Genomic DNA, 24,389 nt, shown 5'->3' on the forward strand with positions numbered 1-24,389 from the left:
TTTATTTAGATATCATAAAATCCACTTGTTGCGGAAACAGTCTGCTTACTTTAACAAACGGATTTCTATTATGTATAATAACCGGCAGCCTGATTGCATTCTTATCTTTCCATAAAGCCAGATCTACAGTTGCCGTTATAGTTTCATCTGATATACTGTTATAATCAGAAAGTGAAGACATGGTATACACCTTAACACTGGACGGCACCAATTTCACACCGTAACCTTTTGTATTATTCACAACTTTAATAGGAATTTCCAGTTCTTTTTCTGTAAATTCTTCTACGTTAATTCTAAGCTCTACATTATTTGGAAACACGCTTACGTTTGCATCTATGGATTTTTTTAAGCTTACATTCGAATATACAGATCTCTCTATACTCCTTGCTGTAAAAGTATCAGTATCCCAATGGTCTATCTTTTTCAACATATCTCCCGGTCCCGTTACCGTTACATGCGATGGTTTCAACAAAATTTCTTTAGACTGTCCAAACTGTTTTTTATAGGTAAGATCTGAAACTAAACGAATAGGAACTCGCTTTACTTTTCTTGCTGCAAAATCAAAAAACAAAGTATCGGGTTGTGCTTTTATAACCTTTTGGTTAGAAAAAAACTGTTCGTTAATAGGCCCTAACTGTTCTTTTATACTTACAAAATTACGACGCTCTAAAGAGCTTAAATCAACTTTTATTTCTGATATTGAATTACCCAACTTATTAAATAAAAGCTGCCAACCTGTACCTTCTACCGTCAGAACAACAGTATCTGATTGTAAAGGGTAAAAAGCTTTATTCTGTGGTAAGCTCTTAAAAGTAGCTATTGTTTTTACACTATAATCATACTTCATGGAAAGGGAATAAAAAACCCATGCTCCAAAAGCTAAGAGTATGCATGTAAAAAACATACTTATTCTTTTCCGTTCCCCTAATGAAAGCTTAATTATTGCCATCGTCTTTAAAAGTACAATTTCCGCAATATTTGTGAAATAAAAAATGCCACTTGTTATTTCACAAAGTGGCATTTTAAAAAAAATCTTAAAAAACTATCCGTTTAATCCTTTAGATGAATCTAAAGAAACTGCGTTCTTGTCGAAACGAATTTTACCACCGCCTTCTGTTTCTAAAACAACAGTAGTTTCATTCATATCTACAATTCTACCATGTATACCTGCAGTAGTTATAACTTTATCTCCTTTTTTAAGTTCGGCAACAAACTTTTTATGGTCTTTTGCTTTTTTCATTTGTGGTCTAATCATAAAAAAGTAGAAAACCACTATAATCAAAAGCATTGGCAGAAAATTCATCATTCCGCTAGCTGCTGCTTGTAGCAATACAAAATTTAACAACATATTATCTAAATTATTATTTAACTATTTCTCCTATTAAACGAACTTGAGTTTCGGCAGGTATTGTATTCGCTGTAATGGTTACTGCTTTATCCTGTAAACCAGATTTCCCGGCACTGTTAAACACAACACTTATTTTTCCTTTTGCGCCCGGTGCAATTGGCTCTGTTGGCCTTTCAGGAACGGTACAACCACAAGTAGCTGTTGCGTTTGATATAATCAAAGGGGATTTTCCTTCGTTCACGAATTCGAAATCGTAAGAAACTTTTTGTCCCTCTTGTATTTTCCCAAAATCATAAACATCATTAGTAAATTTAATAACCGGTGCTTCTGCTGCATCAACAACATTATTTGTTACTGTATCAGTTTGTTCTGATGTTTTTTGATTATTGTTGTTACATGCGCTAAAGATAATTACGCCCGCCACAACTAAAATATACTTTCTCATTTACTTTTATTTTGATGATAAATATACGATTATAGATTATATCAAGCCCCTTCCGTATTTCCTTATTTTGTTCTGAGATTGTAAATCTTCTAAAATCTTGTCCAAAATACCATTAATAAACACGTTACTTTTTGGTGTACTAAATTCTTTTGCTATTTCAAGATATTCGTTAATGGTAACTTTTACCGGTATACTTGAGAAATAAATTAGTTCGGCCAACGCCATTTTCATAATCAGGGTATCCATCATCGCAATCCTATCCGCTTCCCAGTTTTTTGTTTTCCCGGCAATCATTTCTTTAAAAGAAGCTTCATTGGCCAAAGTTTTATGAAAAAGATCTATGATAAACTCTCTATCTTCCACCCAATTCGAACTTATTTGGGCTAATTTGGCATCTCCGTTTACATCATCGAAGTTTTTTAATGTTTTGGCAATCATAGCCTTTAAAACATCATGGTCTACCTGCCAGTTAATATGTTTTTCTTCAAGTGCATTCTGCGCTAACTCAGACTTCAGAATTACTTTTTTGAAAATAAACTTGATGATTTCCTTATCATCATGAAGAGTATGCCCTTCGGTTTCCAGATATTCTTTATATTCTGGCGAAGCTTTCAATGTAGCAAAAAGTGACCGCGCCAATTCAGGGTCAAAATCCCAGGAAACTTTGTATTTTTTTATAGCCTGTATGTACTCGTCACTCTCCAGAAGCATTTTGATAAACAAATTATCTAATATCTTCAGATTCGGATTCAGGTCTTCTGCAGATGGTAAATGCTTATTAGCTCTATCTTCAGCGTCTATTTCAGCATATTGTACCACATCATTAATTAATGCCAGTAAACCGATATACATTTCGTATACCTTGTCTACACTAGAAAGCAAGTTTTTCTCCTGTTTCTTATAATCACTTCCCTCTGATTGTAAATACGCATATAGCGTTTGCATTACTTTTACTCTTAGATGCCTTCTATTTAACATAAATTTTTAAAGAACGATGATGGTATAAACCTTTGTAATATTACTTTGATATTTATTTTTAATGTTTTACTTTTTTAAAATGAAGATTTTATCTTCTTAATATCCTGTATCCTTTTTTCTGCAATCATATCCGCAGCTATGTTTGTAGGAATATTGTCCTGTTTTGATTTTTTAAGCACCTGTAAAGTTGCATCGTAAATTTTCTCTGCCAGTTGCATAGTCCTTTTTTTAGAATAACCTTCCAGCTCAGAATAACAGTTAATCAAGCCACCTGCATTAATCAAATAATCCGGTGCAAATAATATTCCTTTATCCAGTAACAATTTACCATCACGTTTATCATCTGCTAATTGGTTATTTGCAGATCCGGCAATGATAGAGCATTTCATTTTATTAATGGTCTCAGAGTTTACCGTAGCTCCTAACGCACATGGTGCATAAACGTCAAAATCTATATCAAACAAGTTATTGTTGTTTACAGCTTCTGCGCCATATTTCTTAGCTACTCTAATCATTCTTTCCTCACTAATATCGCTCACATAAACTTTAGCATTCTCTACCCTTAGCAAGTTAACCAAATGTTCGCCTACATGTCCGGTTCCCTGTACTGCAATACTTCTTCCTGCTAAAGAATCTGTACCAAACATCTCTTTAATAGATGCCTTTATCCCCATATAAACTCCTTTTGCCGTTACCGGCGAAAGATCTCCTGCCCCGCCCATAACTTCGGGAACACCCGTAACATATTTAGTTTCCATACGGATAAACTCCATATCTTTAGGGCTTGTACCAACATCTTGTGTAGTAATAAAAGATCCGTTAAGGTTTTCGATAAAACGCCCAAATCTACGCATCAACACCTCTGATTTATCGTTTCGGCTATCTCCAATAATAACAGCTTTTCCACCTCCCAGATTCAACCCTGTAATCGCAGCTTTATAGGTCATTGCTTTCGAAAGTCGCAAAACATCATACAAAGCTTCGGCTTCTGTTTCGTAAGACCACATTCTTGTCCCGCCTAACGCCGGACCTAAAACTGTATTGTGAATGGCTATAATAGCTTTCAACCCTGTATCTTCATCATGACAAAAAACCACTTGTTGATGCTCAAAAGAAGCCAATTGATTGAACACTGAACTTTCTTCAAAACGGATTGACGACATAGTATCTCTGAATAATTTATAAGTCACAAAAGTATGTAATTTTTTGAAAATTCACCCAGATTATTCTATCTGTTGAGCGTATATCGCTTCACTTCCGTAAATTTTTACATTTCTTTAAAGAATTCTTAGTCCATAAAACCTTATTTTTATTCACTAGTTTTTTTGTTCAGGCATTTTATCAGCCGAAATAAACTAACTTTGTCGTGATTTAAAATGAAAGATTTAGCCTACCTCAATAAGTTCTTCCTCAAATACAAATGGAAATTAATTCCGGGTGTGTTTTTTGTAATTACCTCTAATTTTTTTGCGGTAATACCTGCTCAAATTATCAGGTTAGCACTAGATCTGGTGAATGAAAACATTGCCCTATATAAACTTTTCCAACAATTTGACAGGCAGGAAATATTATATAAAATTTTCGCAAGCAGTCTGCTTTTCTTTGGGGCTTTGGTATTATTACTAGCATTAGTGAGAGGTATTTTACTTTTTTTCATGCGACAAACCATCATTTTGACATCCCGACACATTGAATACGATCTTAAAAACGAAATATACAATCATTACCAAAAGCTTAATCTGGCCTTTTTCAGAAGAAATAATACCGGAGATTTAATGAACAGGGTTACCGAAGATGTTAGCCGTGTAAGAATGTATATTGGTCCTGCAATCATGTATACCATAAATACTGTTGTATTATTTATTTTGGTTATAGTGGCCATGGTTAACGTAAATGTTAAACTAACCATCTTAAGTATAGCTCCTTTACCTATTCTAGCACTGATTATCTACAGGGTTCATAATAAAATCCATGTTAAGAGTGAGAAAATACAGGAAAGACTTAGTACGTTATCCTCCTATGTTCAAGAATCTTTTTCGGGTATTCGTGTCATAAAAGCATACACTCAGGAAAAAAATATACGTAATGGTTTTGCCAATGAAAGTGAATCGTACAAACACGACTCTATGAGTTTGGTTAAAATTCAAGCTTTATTTTATCCTATAATGTTATTACTGGTTGGCCTAAGCACCATTATAACAGTTTACGTGGGTGGTATTGATGTGATGGAGGGAAAAATTACAGCCGGGAATATTGCCGAATTTATTGTATATGTTAATCAGTTAACTTTTCCTGTTTCGTCTTTGGGCTGGGTAACTTCTTTAGTACAAAGAGCCGCAGCTTCGCAAAAAAGAATCAATGCGTTTCTTAAAACCGAACCTGAAATTATAAATTATAATAATGATAAGCTCAATCTTAAAGGCGACATAGAATTTAACAAGGTAACTTTTACCTATCCTGATACAGGTATAAAAGCCATAGATAATATAAGTTTTAAAGTTAAGGCTGGGGAAATACTAGCCATTATAGGAAAAACCGGTTCTGGAAAATCTACATTAGCGAACCTGATATTAAGAATGTATGATGTAAACGAGGGCGATATTTTTATGGATGGAAAGAATATCAAAGATATTAACCTCTATAATTATAGAGCGCAAACTGGTTTTGTTCCTCAGGAAGTTTTTTTATTCTCTGACACTATTGCTAATAACATTGCTTTCGGACAGGATCTGCTTGATATGCAAAAAGTTGAAAATGCAGCTAAAAATGCTTCTGTTTACAACAATATCATGGAGTTTGATCAAAAGTTTGAAACTTATATTGGTGAACGAGGTATCACACTTTCCGGCGGACAAAAACAACGCGTATCTATTGCAAGAGCAATAATTAACGAACCTAAGCTTCTGATTTTTGATGATAGCTTATCTGCTGTAGACACTAAAACAGAAGAAGCTATTCTTAAAAATCTGGGCAGAATAATGGACGGCAGAACCAGTATCATCATAGCACATCGTGTATCTACCATTAAAAATGCGGATAAAATATTGGTTCTTGATGAAGGTAAAATTATTGAAGAAGGTAACCATCAGCAATTAATGGCAAAAAAGGGATCGTATTTTGAACTATACGAGAAGCAATTACTAGACGAAGAGGTTGTTAACTCATAAAACACTGTCCCAACCCCTCTCTGTACGTACCTATATAGAAACCTCACATAACACATCCATTGTTTCACTTAATTCATAAATAACGGGAGTTCGGAAAATTGAATCGTTCCGAACTCTCACGTTATTTAAACAAAACATTATCCCATTACCATACTTATATTTAACCACTTATTATCGTCTTTATGGAAGAAAAATGCACATACTTTTGTCTATAGATAGCCATATATGAATAACACTTGTTATTCAAGATACATAAGAGCCATATTATTACTAATCGATATACTAGAGTGGCCCTCACCAAGATTTCTCTTTTACATCATTAGTAAAAGAATAAGGCCTATCGGATGACAAAATTCCTCTTTTTAAATTTGGTGTTTCTGACATTTCAAAACTCACCTTCCCTCCTTTTATAATATCCTTATGCGTCAGATAATTCTTAGTATAAATTTTACTATCTAATTTTACAGAATTAACATATCGTTTATTTAAATTATTATTTCCAGCCTCAATAACAAAAGATTTGCTATTTTCTAAATTAAGCTTGACCGATTTAAATAAAGGAGACCCTAAAACATATTGATCTGTCCCAGGACAAACTGTGTAAAATCCAAGTGCAGAAAAAACATACCAAGCAGAGGTTTGTCCATTATCTTCGTCTCCACAATAGCCATCTGGTGTTGCAGAATACAATTTCTGCATTATCTCTCTTACCCAATACTGTGCTTTCCACGGTTCTGCCGAATAATTATATAAATATGGCATATGTTGGATTGGTTGGTTTCCATGTGCATACTGTCCCATATTTACCACCTGCATTTCACGCATTTCATGTATTACAGAGCGGCTCTCCATTCCTAATGAACCAGGAACAACGAACACCGAATCAAGCATTTCATTGAACTCTCTGTTTCCCCCCATTAAATCAATAAGCCCTTGCGGATCATGAAACACCGACCAACTATAGTGCCAGCTGTTTCCCTCTGTAAAATCTCCACTCCAATCTGTAGCATCAAAATATTGAGGGAAGGTTCCGTCTGCTTTTTTACCTCTCATTAATCTATACTTAGGGTCGTAAAATTTTTTATAATTCATCGCCCGTTTGGCGTAGATACTTATCTCAGACTCTGACTTACCCAATGCTTTACCCAACTTATATATTGCCCAATCATCATAAGCATATTCCAAAGAACGAGCTACACTTTGACTGATTCCTAAATCATTAGGGATATATCCGTATTTATTATACTCTTCAAATCCTTTACGTCCAGAAGCTGAAACTGTAGGATGAACATTGTTAGCTCCATGTTTTACAGCTTCCCAAAGCATCTGGATATCGTATCCCCTTAACCCTTTTAAATAAGCATCAGCAACCACAGATGCTGAGTTATTACCTACCATAATATCTCTATGCCCCGGACTAGACCATTCAGGAAGAAATCCACTTTCTTTATATGCATTTACTAAACCTTATTGCATTTTTACATTCATAGAAGGATATATCAGGTTAAGAAATGGGAATAAACTTCTGAAGGTATCCCAAAAACCTGTGTCTACAAACATATAACCCGGTAAAACTTCCCCATTATATGGACTATAATGAAGAATCTGCCCTTTGTTATCTATTTCGTAAAAACTTCTGGGAAATAAGACAGAGCGATAAAGGCAAGAATAGAATGTACGTAAGTTGTCGATATTATCATCTTCAACTTCTATTCTACCCAATGTGTTATTCCAAATGTTTTTACCTTTTTCTACAACCTCGTCAAAACTGCTATTTCCTAGTTCTCTGAGATTAACTTCTGCCTGTTCATAACTTATAAAAGATGATGCTACCCTTGCATGTACTTTCTCACCTCTTTTGGTAGAAAACCCAATAACTGCACCTGCATGATTTTCTTTTGCCTCTAACAAACCTTTCTTAATTTCATTATCACCCACTGCGGCTTTATAGTTAAAAGGTTTGTCAAACACTATAACGAAATAGTTTTTGAAATTATCCGGCACACCGCCAGTGTTTTTGGAAGTATAGCCTATGATTTTGTTTTGCTCTGGCAATATTTTCACATACGAACCATTATCAAATGCATCTATTGCTACAAAAGAATTTTCTGTTTCAGGAAAAGTAAATCTAAAAATTGCAGCTCTTTCGGTCGGACTTATTTCTGTAGTTACATCATGATCTGCCAAATAAACTTTATAATAATGAGGTTTAGCAATCTCTGATTTATGAGAAAACCAACTGGCTCTTTTTTCCTGATCAAAAACTGGCTTACCTGTCATAGGCATTATTGAAAACTGACCATAATCGTTCATCCAAGGGCTAGGCTGATGAGTTTGTTTAAATCCTAAAATTTTACCCGCAGTATAAGTATATGCCCAACCATCTCCCATTTTTCCGGTTTGCGGCATCCAAAAATTCATTCCCCAGGGCAATGCAATTGCTGGGTAAGTATTGCCTGTAGATAGTTCAAATTTCGACAATGTACCAACTAATGTATTGACATATTCGACTGGATTTTTCTGATTTTGTGCACTAACTGACAACGTAATATTGATAATTGCAAATAACAAAATTACTGCCCTTCTAAAATTAACGATTAAATTCATATATTATTTGTTGTTTCTTTCTCGTATCTAATTTCTAAACGTATATACATCGTTTTGTGCCGTATTAAATGTTTTATGAAATCATAATAAATTTATCCCGTATTTAAGTAAACATCCCTCAATGGGATAAACTTATTTTCAATTTTTTAACATGAAGTTTATTTGATAAATTTTGTTCTAAATAACTGCACTTCGTCTTTATAACTAAGCACATAAACTCCATTTTTTAAATTAGATACATTAACTCTTGATGTTACTTCGCCTTGATTTGCTTTTATAGAGTTGATAATTTTTCCATCTATCCCATATATTTCTATTTGAGCATTATTATTTGCATTCGGATGCACTACCTGCAAATATGAGTCTGAAAGATTGTAAACTTTCAATACGTTTTCTTTCAATGCTGTAATTTTTAATGCTATGACATTACTAAATCGAGTCGTACCATCGTTATCAACCATCTTTAAACGATAATATATAACTAAAAAATCAGCTACATTTTGATCATATAATAAATATTGTTGTAAACCAGACTGTTGATTAGATCTCACTTTCCCTAAAGTCTCGAAATACACACCATCAATACTTCTTTCTACCTCAAATCCACTAAAATTCTCTTCGCTCTCTGTCTTCCAAACTAATTTTACTTTACCATTTTCTTCATTAGCTCTAAAATCCACTAAAGTAAACGGTAATGTTCCATTTGTCACATATCTATGAGAGAAATTCCCATCAGAATTAAATTCTAATGCTATACTCAACTGTTGATTATTTGTCGCTTGCTGAAATTTGAATGCATAATCGTAATCATTATTAATCACACTATTTACAGAATAATAGCTTCCTATAGTTTCGCCATTTGGCGGTGTAGTATTATCATATACAGATGAAGCCCAATATACAGAGGTAGAATTAGCTAAATCCATTTTAAATTTGTATCTGCTATCTTCTCCCCAACCTGCTACCGGCCAAACCAAACTTGCTTTTGATCCTTGAAATTTCCCATTCCCTTGATATAATAATTGTATCCTATCACTTCCTAAAAACCCACTAAAACTCATGAACAAATTAACGGCTGTTACTTCTTGTAAAATATAAGAGCCATTTATTAAATTGATTTTTAAATAATAAGGCTTTAAACTGCTTGAAGGAGACCCGGATGTATTTCCCTGAATAACTTGGCCATTATCAAGCGTATAAGAATACGGAGTTCCTTCTTTAGTTCCAGAAATAGTAAAGCTACCTGCCTGAAGTCCTCCAACAAATTCAAAAATACCATTTTCCTTCTTTTTAAATGTTGCTGAACCTGATTCCAATGCTGAACCTGAAATTGACAGGTTATCTGTAATGGTTAAACTCGGTACATAATCTGTAATTCTATGACTATAATTGGCGTCAGTTTTAAAACTAACCTCTGCATCAAATAATATACCTGTATTTCTATATTTATTGAATATCTTATATTCTTTAGCACCACTTGGCCAATCACCATTAGGGCCAAAATATAAATCATAATAAGATAACGGAGTAGATTCATCCGGATTTTCTACATTATTTTCTGGTTGATATGTCTCTTCTACATTTCCCTCTAAGAACACTTTTATACGGTATCTGTTATCCCCCCAAGCATCATTGTATTGCGAAAGCCCAATAGCTCTAAAAACAGAATTACCTACATATGCCAACTCAGCAATCGTAAATTTATTCCATGGAGCCCATAAAGATACTCTTGTTATTTTCTTTATTTCTACCGTTGGCGTACTACCACTATAGTTTACACGTATACGATAAGGTGCTAAAGACTCTGTAACCGTTATTGACGCCTGTGCTATAGAATTATCGCCAGCGAAAGAATAATTACCTGTCTTTAACGAAGTATACAGCTCGTAAACTGTACCAACCAATTTCATTGGAATTGGAGTTGTAGATTCTGCTGCACTTCCTTGTAAGGAGAGTGAAACCGGTGCCTGAAAAGCATGAGCATTTATACCAACAATTAGTATAAGTACTAAATAAAAAATAGATTTTCTGTTCATAATTGTAGTTTTTATATGGTTTATTTTTTGTTCAAAGAATTGGTTATCTCCAATATATTTCCATTGAGCTACTAGAGCTCTATTGATATGAAAAAAGGATTTAGCTAATCATCTAAAGTATTTCACAGGAAGTTTTAAAATCCCCATCAGTAGTTTAAAAATCTATAATCAGATAGCTAAATAAATTTGTAACTGTTTATTTCTATAAAAACTGCCTAATATGATGGTATTGCATATAATTAGACAGTTTATTATTTAATGAACTATAATACTCTTTTATAAACACTTAGATTGTGGTTAATAAGTTCTGCTAATTAACCACACGCTACTACTCAATAACCGCTGCCCATCCTCCATTTCTGGCCATTTTTATTTGAATGCGCTCTCCCACCTTTACCCCTTTACTTTTTTTTCTATAATCCATAGCTTGCCTACCTGCGTTAACGCCATCCTCAAAATAAGTCATCTGATATTCCTTTCCTGCCTTCAAAAAACCTAAATCAATTTCCACATCTCTACCTTCATTGCCTGTCATACCTCCAATAAACCATTTTTCTCCTTTACGTTTTGCTACCACTACAATTTCTCCCACTTTGGCTTTAAGCACCTTTGTGTCATCCCAAGTTGTAGGTACACTGGTTATAAATTTTGTGCAATCTTCGTTACGATAATATAATGTAGGATTATCTGCTAACATCTGTAGTCCACTTTCGAAAATGACAAATAATGCCATTTGATAAGCTCTGGTACCTATACTTGCAGAGTTAGGACGTTCTGAACGATATACCTCGGGCTGCATACTAATCATAGCTCCTGGCGTGTAATCCATTGGACCAATGGCATTTCTAATAAATGGTAAATAAATACTGTTTTCCGGTGTGCATCCCCCCATTTGCTCCATACCACGTACCCCTTCGTAAGAGAGTACATTAGGATATTTGTACTCCAACCCTGCTGGTTTAAAAGAGCCATGAAAATCGACAAACAATTTATGCTTTGCTGCCTCTTTCGCAACACGCTCATAAAAATTCACCATCCATTGATCACTTCTGTCCATAAAATCTATTTTCACTCCTTTTATACCCCATTCGTTGAAAGTCTTGAAAAGTGCCATGTTTTTATCTACAGTTAGCCAAGTGAGCCATAAAATGATATCTACATTCTTAGTTTTACCGTAGCGAACAAGTTCATGTAAATCAACTTTTGGATTAGGGGTATATGGATCTCGTGTACTTTGAGCCCAACCTTCATCCATAATGATATAAGGTATTCTAAATTTAGAAGCAAAGTCTATATAGTATTTGTAAGTATCAAGATTATACCCGGAAACAAAATTCACATCTTCTCCATACGGAGAAGCATCATTCCACCATTCCCAACTTACTTGTCCGGGGCTTATCCAAGAAGGATTTTCAATCACATTAGGAGAGGACAGCTTAAAAGTCATGGTATTTTCAATAAGCTGTTTATCTTCCTTCGCTATTACTAAATACCTCCAGGGGAAGCTTCTTTTACCTTTAGTTTTTGCTATATAATTTGCTTCTTTTAAAATTTTAACACTACGATCTCCATCATCACCAAATTGCAAAGGTTGCTTTGGAAAAACAGATTGGATACCATTTACAGATTTTTTAAGAAACATTGCCGGATAATCCAACACATCCGACTCACTAATCAAAACTTTGTAGGAATGTGTGGTTTCTATTAATGCTGGTAAAACCGCCATTTGATTTACCTCTTTCCATTCATTCAATTTCAAATGAGTATAAGGTTCTTCATAAGCTGTTTTAAAACTGTGAGTCTGCTGTAAATGCAACAAGCTGTTTTCTGAAAGATTAACTAAAAATTCTTCATTAAAAATCTCTATATCTCCCTTCCTATCTAAAATAAACCGATATGCAATCCCATCATCATAAGCTCTAAATTCCACTGCATAGTTTCCTTTAAAATGTAATAGCAGATTACTGTAATGATTGTTTACCTCTGAATATTTGAGTGCTATTATAGGTTTTAATTTTTCGTTAACTGTGCTATATTTTTTATTCAACAACTTTGGTTTTAGCCCCAATACTTCGTCTTTTAGGTTTAAAAGCATAAAATTGTCTTTCAAAAGCACTTTGCTATCGGCAGAAACAGTATAATATATTTTATCTGCAATGTTAAAAGATATGTTTAGTTTCTTGTTAGGAGACGAAAGTTCTAAAGTTTGAGCATTTACATGCAAAACTATTGCGAAATAAAATAAAAAAAGAGTTATTTTTTTGAGTAAAAACATATTATATCTTTTATAAAGGCCACGTTATTATTTCTGTGATACTTTAAACCGTTATTAATTAAAAAATGGCTTTAATACTCCTGTAACCATCCTTTTATGAGATATCTTCATGAGAACCTTTTTTCTATTAATAACTTTGCTTAATAAAACCGGCTGTGTTAAGCTGATTTACCGCATCAACTAACATACATCCTGTCATTTGCTGAGAAAACTCGTAACTAACAGGAGATTCATCCCATACATTAGAAAACATTAAACATGTATTATTTGCATCTATATTATAAGTAGCAGAACCTGCCTGCCAAATGTATTGACCAAATCTTTCCATTGCATCCACATAAGTACTTCTGCTTTTTTCATCAAGCTTTTCATATCGTGTAAGCTCAAGAAAGCTACGAATAAATATACCTCTGAACACTTGGTTTTGCTCTTCCCCTTCTGCTTGAAGCACCCTACTTTCTGGTTTAACTTTTCTACCTATGGTATAATTCGCAGATAACTTTGCATCATCTAAATACATTTGCCTTCCTGTTACCTTATACAGTTCCAAAGCTGTCCCTAAAAATGTCCCCTGATTATAACTCAATGCTACTTTCTGGACGTTAGCCACTCCTTCTGCATTGATAACAACATTATCATAAACTGCTCCTGTAGAGCTATTAAATAAATTATTACGTAACCAATCATAAACTTTTTCAGCGTAAGTCAGATATTTTTCATCTCCTGTATGTTCATAAAGTTTCATACAGAGTAAAGATCCTGGTCCATTCGAACAAGCATTTTTACCTGATGCAGAACGTAACCAAAAAATACCGCCATAATAAGGTGCCGACTCATTATACCCTCTGAGGTCCAGGAAAATTGATTCCCACATATGCTGTGTCAAAACATAAAATTTATGGTCTCCTGTTGCTTGATATGCTCTTAATGCAGCCAAACCTATCCATTCCATATCATCAACATAATTATCTTCAAAGTTTCGGACATCATCTGCATTTCCTGTACTGTTATGCTTAGCCTGTACCCCTATATACCATTTATCTATATAGTTTTTATATAACACTCGTTCTGAAAGTAATGTAGTTCTGTTATAAGCGTCAACCAAAACATCTAAGGCCTGGGCTTGTAACCAATAATTAAAACCTGGATTTGCTCCATTGGATCCATGTCCGAAATAACCTCCTTCTTGTCCGTTAGCATTAGTTACAGGGTACCAAAATTGCAGTAAACCCAAAGTACCTTTATCTGATACTTCTAACCAATCTGCCTTTTTGTACGAAATAGTCGTATCTGTATACGAATATTCATCATTGACTTTTTTACACGATGATACGTTAGTTATCAAAATCAATGATGATAGATATAATAAAATCTTCATGTCTTTATTTAATTAATCCCAGTGAGATATTTCTCACTGGAATATTGACAAATAATTTACTGCTTAACTATATTTAATAAGTCCACTCCTGATGGTAATTTGCAGAATTATCTGTATTCATGAATAATTTAATATTCATTGCAGAGGCACTTTCCCACCAAGTTTCAGAAACTCCATTACCTGCCGGCATTCCCATAAGTTCTTTTGAATATCTAAAAGAGTAGGCAAAATCATCGGCACCACTAGGGTTTTTAAACAAGTCGAAATAGCTACGATCTGTTGTTGCTGTAACTACCTCTTGTTTGTCATTTTCTTTATGTCCCCAACTTTCTGTAGTTGTGGTACTTGCTCCAGCTTTTCTGATAGTCATTCTGTATTTATAGCGTATCTCTCCTCCTGGTGCCCAAGAAACGTATTTAACCCTTATTTTAGAACTTAAAGTCCATATTCCTTTGCTATCATAGGTGAAATTGTGATAAACGCCATCTAATGGATAGAAAAGATATAATCTATCTACAATTTCCACTATACTTTCACCTTTATTAAAGTCCAATTTTATTCTATAAACCGCATCTTCTGTAACTTGAGAGTTATTAGTCCCTTCTTTTAATTCTTCATTATCAAAATAATAAGAGGTATAGGTCCCTGTTTTTGCATCTATAAAATCAAATGCTTTATTTGCCTGCAAGCGAGTATATATCTCAAAAACCCCATCTGACTTTCTAGTAAACTTTAATGCCTGAGTAGCATTATCTCCAACTTCAGATCCTTCTCCTTTTAAGAAAAGTGCTTGTGGTATTTCTACAAATCCCTCATACCTAACTACCTGTAAAAGTTTACTTTGCAAACTAATAACTTCATTTATTCCTCTGGAAGAAACTACAGCCCATTTAAACTTAGCAATCTCACCTACTTCAAAACCAGACAAATAAGCTACTTTATTTAATACTCTGTGGCTTACAGCAATGTAATTAGCGGAACCATTATTAGCAGAAGTTATACGATATATTGGTTGTGAAAAATCACCATTTTCTTTATCAAAAATGACTTCATACCCTGGTGCTGCTCCATCTTCTGATTTCGCTTGTTCCCATTCAAAGTAAACTGTTTGATTTTGTGAATTCTCAAGATAAACAGTTTTACCATCTGTAGGCTCATACAAGCTTTTCACAGCTGTTACTGTTGCATCCTTGAAGTTCATATCACTCTTTTTACAAGATGCTATTCCAATTACTGATAATAAAATAACTACCTTATTGATTATTTTTTTCATATCTTATATATTTTAATATAATTATTGCCTAAAAAGAATATCCCGGGTTATTTGGTCTTAAGTTGGCATTTAAATTCATTTGATCTAATGGCAAAGACCATAAATAATCCCTTTGTTCGTTGAAAACCCGATAATCCAATTGGATATTTTCTGTATTATTATTAGCGAATCTGGCACCATAAACATATCCTGACAAGTATTTAGGTCCTTCTTTCCAGCGGATAATATCAAAATAACGTAAGCCTTCTAATGCCAATTCACTTCTTCTTTCTCTTCTGATAATATCCTTTAAACTTGAAGAAGAAGTCGGAAAATCTAAAGCAGCTCCAGAACTAAACCCTGCTCTCTGACGTATTGGTCTTATTGTTTTATTCCAAACAGACTGGTCCATCTCCCCTAATTCTTGTTTAGCTTCGGCGTACATTAATAATACATCTGCATAACGTAGCATAATGATATTTAACCCTGATACAAAAGCAGCTTCGGAAGTTGGATCATAGTATTTTCTTGTATAATATCCTGTCGAAGTAACATTGCTGCTAGAAGTTCTATATTCATCTACTGTTCCGCTTCCTGGTTTTATTCTTATGGTTGTAAAAGTCCCATCGGGTTTTTGCCAATTAAACCCATCATATACTACGGTTGCTTTTAACCGTGGATCTCTAAGAGATTCGTTGTATGGATTATTTATATCATAATCGGGATCAGCGTCAATACCTAGTCCATTAATAGTAATATAATTATCTACTAAAGATTGAGTAGGGGCTGATCCATTTAATGGAGAACCAACAGATATTGGAGCCATATAGTTTAAATTAGACCATGTTCTTAATAGAGGCACATACTGCACATCCAATATTACTTCTGCATTATTCTCATTTTGCGGCATAAATAGCCCCGCATACGAACTAAATAAGGAATAATTACCATAGACAGATTGTTCGTTAATTAACTTTTCACAGTTTAATTTAACTTGCCCATAATTCCCTTCGTACAAATACGCCCTAGCATTCATTGCTATAGCAGCTCCCTTAGTTAATCTACCATTTTCATTAGCAGGCAAATTATTTCTAGATGGCAAATCATTTACAATAGCTTCTAATTCGTCATGAATAAATTTTCTAACAGTAGCATAAGGGGTACGCGAAATTCTCCTTGATTCTTCTAGAGAAATATCTTTCGTAAAGAAAGGTACATCTCCATAAAAATTCGTTAATCTAAAAAATTGAAAGGCTCTAATAAAACGTATTTCTGCAATCATCCTGGACTTCCTTGCAGCATCCATATTAGGAACCAAGTCTATTTTATCCAGAAAAATATTACAAGTTTTTAATCCTTGATAGATATTTAACCATGTGTCAGAGAATATTCCTAATGCAGGCGTAGCTTGTCCATTTCTAATTGTTCGTTGATCTGTTGAACCTCTACCTTGGAAAAGATTATCTCCCAAATTTTCATCAGAGAACATCTTATCTGCACTATACATCTGGCTATAAGCCATATTTAAAATCAATTGAGCTTTTTCTGGGGATACCCAGAAATTGTCATCTGTAAAATTATTCGTTGGAGACTGATCTAATTTATTACAGCTAACCAATAAAAAAAACACTCCCAACGGAAATAACAGCAAAATTCTATAAATATATTTTTTCATACCTTATTCTATTTAAGTCTTAAAATTGAAAATCTATTCCAAATCCATAGTACTTAAGTAATGGATATGATCTACCACTATTAGCTCCGCTACCATTACTCATATTGGAATTAAATTCGCTAGATTCCGGATCAATAAATGAGTTTTTAGATAGTGTTAACAAATTTTGTCCATTAACGTATATCCTGGTTTTTTGCATACCCATCCTATTTGAGATTTTAACAGGCAAAGTATATCCCAATTGAATATTCTTTAATCTCAAATATTTACCATCCAAAACATTTAAATCAGACCCCATTTTATAATTGTTCTCATTAGAAGCAGAACCAGAAGCTGCAATTCTTGGATATCTAGCATTAATATTAGTTGGAGTCCAATAATCTAATTGGTGTTCATACATTACATAAGAATAGTTTGCATGGAAAGGCTCTAATAATTCTCCCCTTATGGCTTGATCTCTTTTACCAACTCCTTGAATTAGCAATCCTAAATCAAATCCCTTGTAATTTAAATTATAGTTAAAGCCAAATGTAAATCTGGGAAAAGAGTTTCCAATCACATAACGATCCTTAGAATCTATTACTCCGTCTCCATTACGATCGATAAACTTTAAGTCTCCTGGCTGAACAGCATATCCAACAGGAACTGCTGATGATGCAATTTCCTCATAGCTTTGAAATACTCCATTTGTTTTGTAACCATACAGGCTATTGAATGGTAATCCTTCTCGAATAATGGTATAATATTCTTCTGTCCTTTTTATTTGCTCATGTCCTTCGAATTTGGTTACTTCATTCCATGTATCGCCTAAATTAAAACCAAAATTATGGTTAAATCGCCCTTTATGTAGGCGGTAATTGAGCGTTAAATCCCATCCATTTGTTTTTAATTCTCCGGAATTGAAATTGGGTAATGTGGTTCCAAAAACCGTTGGAATTAGCGGGGTTAATAATATATCTGAAGTGGTTTTACGAAAGTAATCAGCACTTATGCTTAACGCATTTTTGAAAAAAGCAGCATCAAACCCTAAATTAAAAGTTGCTGTTTTTTCCCATGTTAACTCTGAATTTCCGTAGGTAAACCCTGCTCCAGATACTGATTGATTATTGTAACCATAAACATTATTGTAAACAGCATAAACTGTCCAATATTGATAATCACTTATACGTTGATTACCTAATATTCCGTATGACCCCCTTAACTTTAAATCTCCAATATTTTCTTTATAACTAGTTAGAAATGCTTCCTCTGTAAGTCTCCATCCTAAAGAAGCTGACGGGAAAAACCCCCATCTATTATTTTTAGAAAATTTAGATGATCCATCTTCTCTAAAACTAAATTCGGCAAAATACTTATCTTCAAATGAGTAACCTAATCTACCTAATATAGAGTTTATACTTGTTTTGGTTGTATTTTGAGGAGTAACTGAGCTAGATGTTACATAAACAGTTCCTGTGGTTGGAGTCCCCAAATCAGGATCTGTATATTCTAATTTTATACTATTTGAGGCGCTAGTATAAGATTCATTGGTAACACCTATAAGACCAGTTACATGGTGTTTCCCAAAACTCTTATCATAATCTAACAACATTTGAGAGTTTAACAAATATGCTTTTTTATTCCAATCTTCTGTAGGTCTGGTGGCATTAGCATACATTTTAGGTAACGAATCATCTTCCCTCAAATAATATGGAATTTCCATACGTCTAGTATAGCTATGATCTGAAAATATATCGGAACCAAACACCCCTCTTAATTTCAGCCCATCCATTATTCTGAAATCTAACCCAAGATTTAAATTAATGTAATCATTATCATTTTTAACATATCCACCGTCTTTAAGAATTGCTACAGGATTAGATTCTGTTAAAACATCATTAAGTAAATACTTTCCATTATCTGCTTGCGACCTATAATAGTAATAAGTAGGTATACGCATTGCATCTCCTATAGGGTCTCCTACTGATTGTTTTGAATTATTGCGGGTGTAAGCCAATATTGATGTTAACTTAAATCTGCCATACTCAGAGACCAAATTAGAGCGAAGATTATATCTTTCTATATTATAATTTGGGCCTATATAATTACTACCCTGTTTAAAAAAACCCGAAGAAACCATGTATGTAGAGTGCTCTCCACCACCAGAAACACTCACATTATGTGTCTGCTGTTGTGCCGACTTGATAATTTGGTCCATAACCCATTCGCTATCTTCATTGTTAGCTAGATCTCTTACCTCCCCTGGTGAAAATGCAGGAGTAGATCCCGAATTAGTTAATGACAGGTTTTTTAATAATGCATTTTGATACCCCTTTACTGGTGTTACCAAAATTTTCGGATCTTGCATGCCAAACTGAGAACCAACATGAATAGTAGGCCTTTGATTTTTCACACCTTTTTTCGTCGTCACCAATAATACCCCACTTGCTGCTCTGGACCCATAAATAGCTGCAGTTCCTGCATCTTTTAAAATAGAGATATTATCGATATCTGCGGGATTTAGTTTATTTAAACTAGCATCGTCAGAAACTAATCCATCGATTACAATTAAAGGACTATTATTATTCATTGTAGTTAAACCTCTTATATTGATATTCAAGCCTCCATCACTATTAGGGTTGAAATTTCTTTGTTGAATAATTAAAGACGGAGATGTTCCTTGTAATGCCTGAGTTAAGTTTGCCACCGGGCGATTTTCAATTACCTTAGAAGTAACCTGATCTACCGATCCAATAACACTTTTACGTGTTGTTGTACCATAACCTATTACTACTACTTCATCCATTAAGCGGCTATCTTCTTCCATAATTACTTTAATCTCGCTACTATTAACTATTGTAAGAGTATTTTTCTTAAAACCTATGTAAGAAAACTCTAATACTGTACCTAATTCCGCTCGTATAGAAAAGTATCCTTGCGCATTAGTCATTGTTCCTTTTTGTGTCCCTTGCTCTAATACAGTTACACCTATTAGAGGATTATTATTAACATCTAAAACATATCCACTTACAGGTATGTTCTGATGGCTATTTTTATTATCAGCAATATTAACTGTAGTTGTTTGAGGTCTGTTTTCAAGATTTGCTGCTGCTCTAGAAAAACCCGATGAGAAAATCATAAACAACACAAATAATCTCAGAGACAAAGGGCTTTTTATGAATAAATATGACATAAAAATACACTTTGCCGATTGTGAACGACATTTATTTATCATAACTCTATAGTGTCTATTTAATGTTTATTATTTGTTAATAGGCATGTTGCCCAACTCTTTACTCTTTTTTTATTATACATTATTTCATATTAAGATTGGTTAATAATTAGTTGTTGACTGATTTATATAAGCTTATTATAATTCGATTTAATAAATTTGACCATCTACTCTATTAATATTGTACTTTATAGAATTTTGTTCCAAACAGAAATATGAGTGCATAACATATTATTGGTAAATAATATGCTGCAGCAATATCTTTATTTGCAATTAACCCCATTAAAAAAGGGAATACGGCCCCTCCAACAACACCCATAGAAATAAATGAAGAGGCCTGTTGAGTATGTTTTCCTAAGTTTTTTATTCCCAAACTAAAAATGGTTGGAAACATTACACTAAAGAAGAAATTGATAAACAGCAAAGCAATGAAGGAAATCCACCCCCAGCCTTGAGCTACAATTAGGCACATAAATATATTAAGTAATGCAAACGTAGCTAGTAACTTATTTGCTGCGATATATTTCATCAAAAATGTCCCCACAAACCTTCCTAACAACATCATCCCCATGAAAACAACCAAATAATTTCCTGCTTTTTCATCAGAAAACCCCATTACTTCGTGACCATAATTGATAAAAAATGCCCAGGTTCCACCTTGTGCTGCAACATTAAAAAACTGCGCTACTACAGCCCATACAAAATGTCTGTGTTGGAAAAGTTTTTTATCAGGGGCTAAATCAACATTAATAGCATCTTCATTAATTCCTCCTGATTCTGCATGCGGGTCTGTCAAGGGTGGAACCCTTACAAAGTAAAAGCAAATTGCAATAAATAGAATTACAGAACCTATACCGATATAAAGATTTTTAACAGAATCCAATCCTTCTTGGATTACTCCACTGCTTCCCCTAAGTAAAAAATACGTTCCCAAAGCAGGACCTATCATAGTTCCCACCGCATTAAATGACTGGGCAAAGTTTACTCGTTGGTCACTACTTCTCTGATCGCCCAAAGATGCCATAAAAGGATGAGCTACTGTCTCTAAAGTAGCCAACCCACATCCCAAAATAAATAATGCTATTCTGAAAAAACCAAACGATTCTGCATCTGCTGCCGGTACAAATAGAAACGATCCTGATGCAAACAAAAACAATCCTAACAGAACCCCATTCTTATATCCAAATCTCTTCATAAATAATCCGGCAGGAATACTCATAATAAAATAGGCTCCAAAAATGGAAAACTGAACCAGTCCCGAATCTGCTTTTGACACATTTAAAACAGATTGAAAATGTTTGTTTAGCACATCTCCCATTGTAATGGCAATGCCCCAAAACATAAATAGTGAAGTAACAAACACAAGCGTAAGCATATACTTGTTCTCTGTAAAAGGAACTCTTTCTCTCATTATTATTTTATATTTATAATTTGGTTTTTATAACTGTTTTATTACAATTGCTCTGCCTGCGCTAAAAGGGCATAAATTTCTATCATGGCACCTTGATCTATTAATCTTTTTTCTGAACGTGTGCCTAATAAATTTTGCTCATTACGCTCTTTATCCCATATCTCATCTGCATCTATTTTAAAGAAATCTATCCATTCAGTATTTTTATCAATTTTATAGAGCTCTATGTACCCCCTAAGCATTACAGCATTAAACCAATATTCATTTGGTAATCTTTTATTCTTAAAGAAATGAGCCTTACCTGCTTTTGCTAGCAGTTTTGCTTCTTCAAGATATTTTGCATCTTTAGTGATATTGTATAGAATCACTGCAGACTGTAGCATTGTACCCGTATTATAAGTATAAGTGTCTTTATTAATTTTCAAAGACGGAATCTGAATATGATCCCAATAAATTCCTTCAGGAGATTGTAAACGACTTTTAGTCCAATTATAAACATCTATAGCAGTTTTTAAATATTCTGGTTTAGGATTTTGCTGATAAAGTCTTAGGGCAACCAATATACCTGGACCATTGGAACACGTGTTTTTCGTAGTCATATCTTTCTCTCGCCAATATATCCCACCCCCGGTAACAGAATCAAGACCGAAAAGAATAAAATTATATATTTTCTTTGCTTCTTTTAAATATTTCTTTTTAGCATTACGCTTATATGCATCTAAATAAGTAATAGCCACCCACTCGTTATCATCATAATACTTAGTTGTGATTTTTTCTTTATTTACATAATCTTGATAAGCAGGAACAGGCTTTGTGTTAGCCCAATATTTATCAACTGCTTTCATTGCAGATTTCATAGCATTACTTCCCGGAAACAAAACTTCCATTTCATTAGTGGCTTGCAGATAAGCACATAATGGCCACAACCAGGAATGTTTATTCTCGTTTTTAGAACTATCTGTTGTTTCATAATATAATGACGTTTTATTTGCCTTTAAATATACCTTTACAGCATGATCAATTTTTTTGACACGATCGATATATTTAGATTCCTGTGCGGAAACAAATCCTGTCACTAGAAGAACAAGTGCACATAACGTAATTTCCTTGAAAATCATAACTGATTTATTAAAAAAAGGTTGATATAAAAAATATTCTCCTCTAATTAAGTCAACAACTTTGGATTCTCTTTATAAACTTTCCATAAAAACTCTCCAAAAATGGTGTTTGCCCAGGCAAACCAGGAACGTGTAAATTTTTCAGGGTTATCTTTATGAAAAGATTCATGCATAAACCCAGTTCCACCATGTGTGCTTTGCAATATTTTAATACAATGTTTTATTTCAGACTCCTCTGTAGCCGTTATACCTCTTGCTACCAGACTCATAGGCCAAATCATATCTTTTCCAATATGCGGGCCACCAACTCCATCCGCAACTTTACCTTTATAATAGAAAGGGTTATCATCAGAAAAAATGAATTTACGCGTGTTTTGATAAATTGGATCGTTAACAGAAACCGAATCTAGATATGGCATTGCCAATAAACTAGGGATATTTGCATCATCCATTAAATTATAGCTTCCCATGCCATTTACTTCAAATGCATATATATCTCCAAACTTAGCATGAGTTACAACGGCATATTTTTTCAGAGCATCTTCAACTTCCACTCCAAGATCATGTAACTCATCAGCAGTTTTAGCATCGTTAGCTATTTTTCGCATCATCTCTGATGCTTGTTTAAGACTGATTACTGCAAAATAGTTAGAAGGAACCAAAAAAGAGAAAACTGTAGCATCATCACTTGGTCTAAAGGCTGAACAGATCAAACCTACTGGTTTTACAGGATAACCATACCCATCCATTGGGACACCGTCTGTAGCCCATGAAGTTTTTCTTTGGAAGTGATATGGCCCTAGATCATTTTTCCTTTGTTGCTCCTTAAATGTTTTTAATATCTCTTTTATAGAATTTCTCCAAGCTTTATCGAAACATTCTGTTTCATTGGTCTCTTTCCAATAATGATAAGCCAATCTTATGGCATAACAAAGAGAATCTATTTCCCATTTTCTTTCATGTATTCCAGGCTGCATATCTGTCAGATCATCTTTCCATTCGCCCTGTTTAAGTGGATCATTATAGAAAGCATTTGCATAAGGATCTTTTAAAATACATTCTGTTTGACGATTGATGACTCCGGCGATCAATTGTTTCAGTTTTTCATCCTCATTCATAAAAGGGAGGTACGGCCAAACTTGCGCCGTACTATCCCTCAACCACATTGCATCAATATCCCCTGTAATTACATAGGTATCTGGTTTTCCATTTTTAACTGTAAATCTTACTGTAGTATCCAGCGTATTTGGAAAACAATTATTAAAAAGCCAAACCAATTCTTTATTCTTTACATTCTTTGAAAATTCTTTAATAGCCTTTTCTATTGCCAAACTGCTAAAGTTACGATTAGCGAGTGGGGTTCTAACCTCTTTAAAACCTTGGAGAGAGGCATAAGATAATGGCCTTCCCAGGTATAACGCTCCTCCTGCTAAACCTACATTTTTAATAAAAGATCTTCGTTTCAAAACTTTCTGTATTTATAACTGA

At 33.9% G+C, this 24,389-nt stretch carries 15 protein-coding genes and 1 pseudogene; 1 reads left to right on the forward strand and 15 read right to left on the reverse strand.

Features of this window, described 5'->3' with window-relative positions:
- Position 1: 1 nt before the first annotated feature.
- The 5 genes from ACFSAH_RS13075 to ACFSAH_RS13095 all read right to left on the reverse strand — a co-directional run bounded on the left by ACFSAH_RS13075 (position 2) and on the right by ACFSAH_RS13095 (position 3,934).
- Positions 2 to 949 (reverse strand): YbbR-like domain-containing protein, encoded by a 948-nt coding sequence (locus ACFSAH_RS13075; RefSeq protein WP_379663195.1) that lies wholly within the window; start codon positions 947 to 949, stop codon positions 2 to 4.
- 93 nt (positions 950 to 1,042) lie between these two features.
- On the reverse strand, positions 1,043 to 1,348 hold the full coding sequence (yajC, locus tag ACFSAH_RS13080) for a preprotein translocase subunit YajC (RefSeq protein WP_379663196.1): 306 nt from the start codon (positions 1,346 to 1,348) through the stop codon (positions 1,043 to 1,045).
- A 13-nt stretch (positions 1,349 to 1,361) separates the two neighbouring features.
- Positions 1,362 to 1,793: a DUF1573 domain-containing protein gene (locus tag ACFSAH_RS13085; protein ID WP_379663197.1), complete on the reverse strand. Its 432-nt coding sequence runs from the start codon at positions 1,791 to 1,793 to the stop codon at positions 1,362 to 1,364.
- A gap of 36 nt (positions 1,794 to 1,829) precedes the next feature.
- On the reverse strand, positions 1,830 to 2,771 hold the full coding sequence (gene nusB, locus ACFSAH_RS13090) for a transcription antitermination factor NusB (RefSeq protein WP_379663198.1): 942 nt from the start codon (positions 2,769 to 2,771) through the stop codon (positions 1,830 to 1,832).
- A 74-nt stretch (positions 2,772 to 2,845) separates the two neighbouring features.
- On the reverse strand, positions 2,846 to 3,934 hold the full coding sequence (locus ACFSAH_RS13095) for a Glu/Leu/Phe/Val family dehydrogenase (protein ID WP_379663370.1): 1,089 nt from the start codon (positions 3,932 to 3,934) through the stop codon (positions 2,846 to 2,848).
- 213 nt (positions 3,935 to 4,147) lie between these two features.
- Here ACFSAH_RS13095 and ACFSAH_RS13100 point away from each other — a divergent pair, with 213 nt between their 5' ends.
- Positions 4,148 to 5,938 (forward strand): ABC transporter ATP-binding protein, encoded by a 1,791-nt coding sequence (locus tag ACFSAH_RS13100; protein ID WP_379663199.1) that lies wholly within the window; start codon positions 4,148 to 4,150, stop codon positions 5,936 to 5,938.
- A 294-nt stretch (positions 5,939 to 6,232) separates the two neighbouring features.
- On the opposite strand, the pseudogene ACFSAH_RS13105 reads toward ACFSAH_RS13100, so the two are convergent.
- The 10 genes and pseudogenes from ACFSAH_RS13105 to ACFSAH_RS13150 form a co-directional block, all read right to left on the reverse strand.
- Positions 6,233 to 8,545: pseudogene (locus ACFSAH_RS13105) on the reverse strand (GH92 family glycosyl hydrolase).
- A gap of 158 nt (positions 8,546 to 8,703) precedes the next feature.
- Positions 8,704 to 10,581 carry a T9SS type A sorting domain-containing protein gene (locus ACFSAH_RS13110; RefSeq protein WP_379663200.1) on the reverse strand — a complete coding sequence of 626 codons (1,878 nt, stop codon included), beginning with the start codon at positions 10,579 to 10,581 and terminating at the stop codon, positions 8,704 to 8,706.
- A gap of 328 nt (positions 10,582 to 10,909) precedes the next feature.
- Complete coding sequence (locus ACFSAH_RS13115; RefSeq protein WP_379663201.1) at positions 10,910 to 12,856, reverse strand: glycoside hydrolase family 97 protein; 1,947 nt, start codon at positions 12,854 to 12,856, stop codon at positions 10,910 to 10,912.
- Between the two features lie 127 nt (positions 12,857 to 12,983).
- Positions 12,984 to 14,234, reverse strand: a complete 1,251-nt coding sequence (locus ACFSAH_RS13120; RefSeq protein ID WP_379663202.1) for a glycoside hydrolase family 76 protein — start codon at positions 14,232 to 14,234, stop codon at positions 12,984 to 12,986.
- A 73-nt stretch (positions 14,235 to 14,307) separates the two neighbouring features.
- Positions 14,308 to 15,507, reverse strand: coding sequence for a SusE domain-containing protein (locus tag ACFSAH_RS13125; protein ID WP_379663203.1), 1,200 nt, complete (start codon positions 15,505 to 15,507; stop codon positions 14,308 to 14,310).
- Positions 15,508 to 15,535: 28 nt separating this feature from the next.
- Positions 15,536 to 17,161, reverse strand: coding sequence for a RagB/SusD family nutrient uptake outer membrane protein (locus ACFSAH_RS13130; RefSeq protein WP_379663204.1), 1,626 nt, complete (start codon positions 17,159 to 17,161; stop codon positions 15,536 to 15,538).
- Between the two features lie 19 nt (positions 17,162 to 17,180).
- Positions 17,181 to 20,279, reverse strand: coding sequence for a SusC/RagA family TonB-linked outer membrane protein (locus ACFSAH_RS13135; protein WP_379663205.1), 3,099 nt, complete (start codon positions 20,277 to 20,279; stop codon positions 17,181 to 17,183).
- 268 nt (positions 20,280 to 20,547) lie between these two features.
- Positions 20,548 to 21,783: a sugar MFS transporter gene (locus ACFSAH_RS13140; protein WP_379663206.1), complete on the reverse strand. Its 1,236-nt coding sequence runs from the start codon at positions 21,781 to 21,783 to the stop codon at positions 20,548 to 20,550.
- Positions 21,784 to 21,824: 41 nt separating this feature from the next.
- On the reverse strand, positions 21,825 to 22,901 hold the full coding sequence (locus ACFSAH_RS13145) for a glycoside hydrolase family 76 protein (RefSeq protein ID WP_379663207.1): 1,077 nt from the start codon (positions 22,899 to 22,901) through the stop codon (positions 21,825 to 21,827).
- 47 nt (positions 22,902 to 22,948) lie between these two features.
- On the reverse strand, positions 22,949 to 24,367 hold the full coding sequence (locus tag ACFSAH_RS13150) for a glycoside hydrolase family 125 protein (protein WP_379663208.1): 1,419 nt from the start codon (positions 24,365 to 24,367) through the stop codon (positions 22,949 to 22,951).
- Positions 24,368 to 24,389: the final 22 nt, after the last annotated feature.

Origin of the sequence: Pseudopedobacter beijingensis (assembly GCF_042678145.1) — a bacterium.
Taxonomy (GTDB): domain Bacteria; phylum Bacteroidota; class Bacteroidia; order Sphingobacteriales; family Sphingobacteriaceae; genus Pseudopedobacter; species Pseudopedobacter beijingensis.

Bases quoted from the DNA above. Each gene is read 5' to 3' on its own strand.
- ACFSAH_RS13075 (WP_379663195.1), bottom strand. From the start codon at position 949: ATGGCAATAATTAAGCTTTCATTAGGGGAACGGAAAAGAATAAGTATG.
- yajC (WP_379663196.1), bottom strand. From the start codon at position 1,348: ATGTTGTTAAATTTTGTATTGCTACAAGCAGCAGCTAGCGGAATGATG.
- ACFSAH_RS13085 (WP_379663197.1), bottom strand. From the start codon at position 1,793: ATGAGAAAGTATATTTTAGTTGTGGCGGGCGTAATTATCTTTAGCGCA.
- nusB (WP_379663198.1), bottom strand. From the start codon at position 2,771: ATGTTAAATAGAAGGCATCTAAGAGTAAAAGTAATGCAAACGCTATAT.
- ACFSAH_RS13095 (WP_379663370.1), bottom strand. From the start codon at position 3,934: ATGTCGTCAATCCGTTTTGAAGAAAGTTCAGTGTTCAATCAATTGGCT.
- ACFSAH_RS13100 (WP_379663199.1), top strand. From the start codon at position 4,148: ATGAAAGATTTAGCCTACCTCAATAAGTTCTTCCTCAAATACAAATGG.
- ACFSAH_RS13110 (WP_379663200.1), bottom strand. From the start codon at position 10,581: ATGAACAGAAAATCTATTTTTTATTTAGTACTTATACTAATTGTTGGT.
- ACFSAH_RS13115 (WP_379663201.1), bottom strand. From the start codon at position 12,856: ATGTTTTTACTCAAAAAAATAACTCTTTTTTTATTTTATTTCGCAATA.
- ACFSAH_RS13120 (WP_379663202.1), bottom strand. From the start codon at position 14,234: ATGAAGATTTTATTATATCTATCATCATTGATTTTGATAACTAACGTA.
- ACFSAH_RS13125 (WP_379663203.1), bottom strand. From the start codon at position 15,507: ATGAAAAAAATAATCAATAAGGTAGTTATTTTATTATCAGTAATTGGA.
- ACFSAH_RS13130 (WP_379663204.1), bottom strand. From the start codon at position 17,161: ATGAAAAAATATATTTATAGAATTTTGCTGTTATTTCCGTTGGGAGTG.
- ACFSAH_RS13135 (WP_379663205.1), bottom strand. From the start codon at position 20,279: ATGATTTTCTCATCGGGTTTTTCTAGAGCAGCAGCAAATCTTGAAAAC.
- ACFSAH_RS13140 (WP_379663206.1), bottom strand. From the start codon at position 21,783: ATGAGAGAAAGAGTTCCTTTTACAGAGAACAAGTATATGCTTACGCTT.
- ACFSAH_RS13145 (WP_379663207.1), bottom strand. From the start codon at position 22,901: ATGATTTTCAAGGAAATTACGTTATGTGCACTTGTTCTTCTAGTGACA.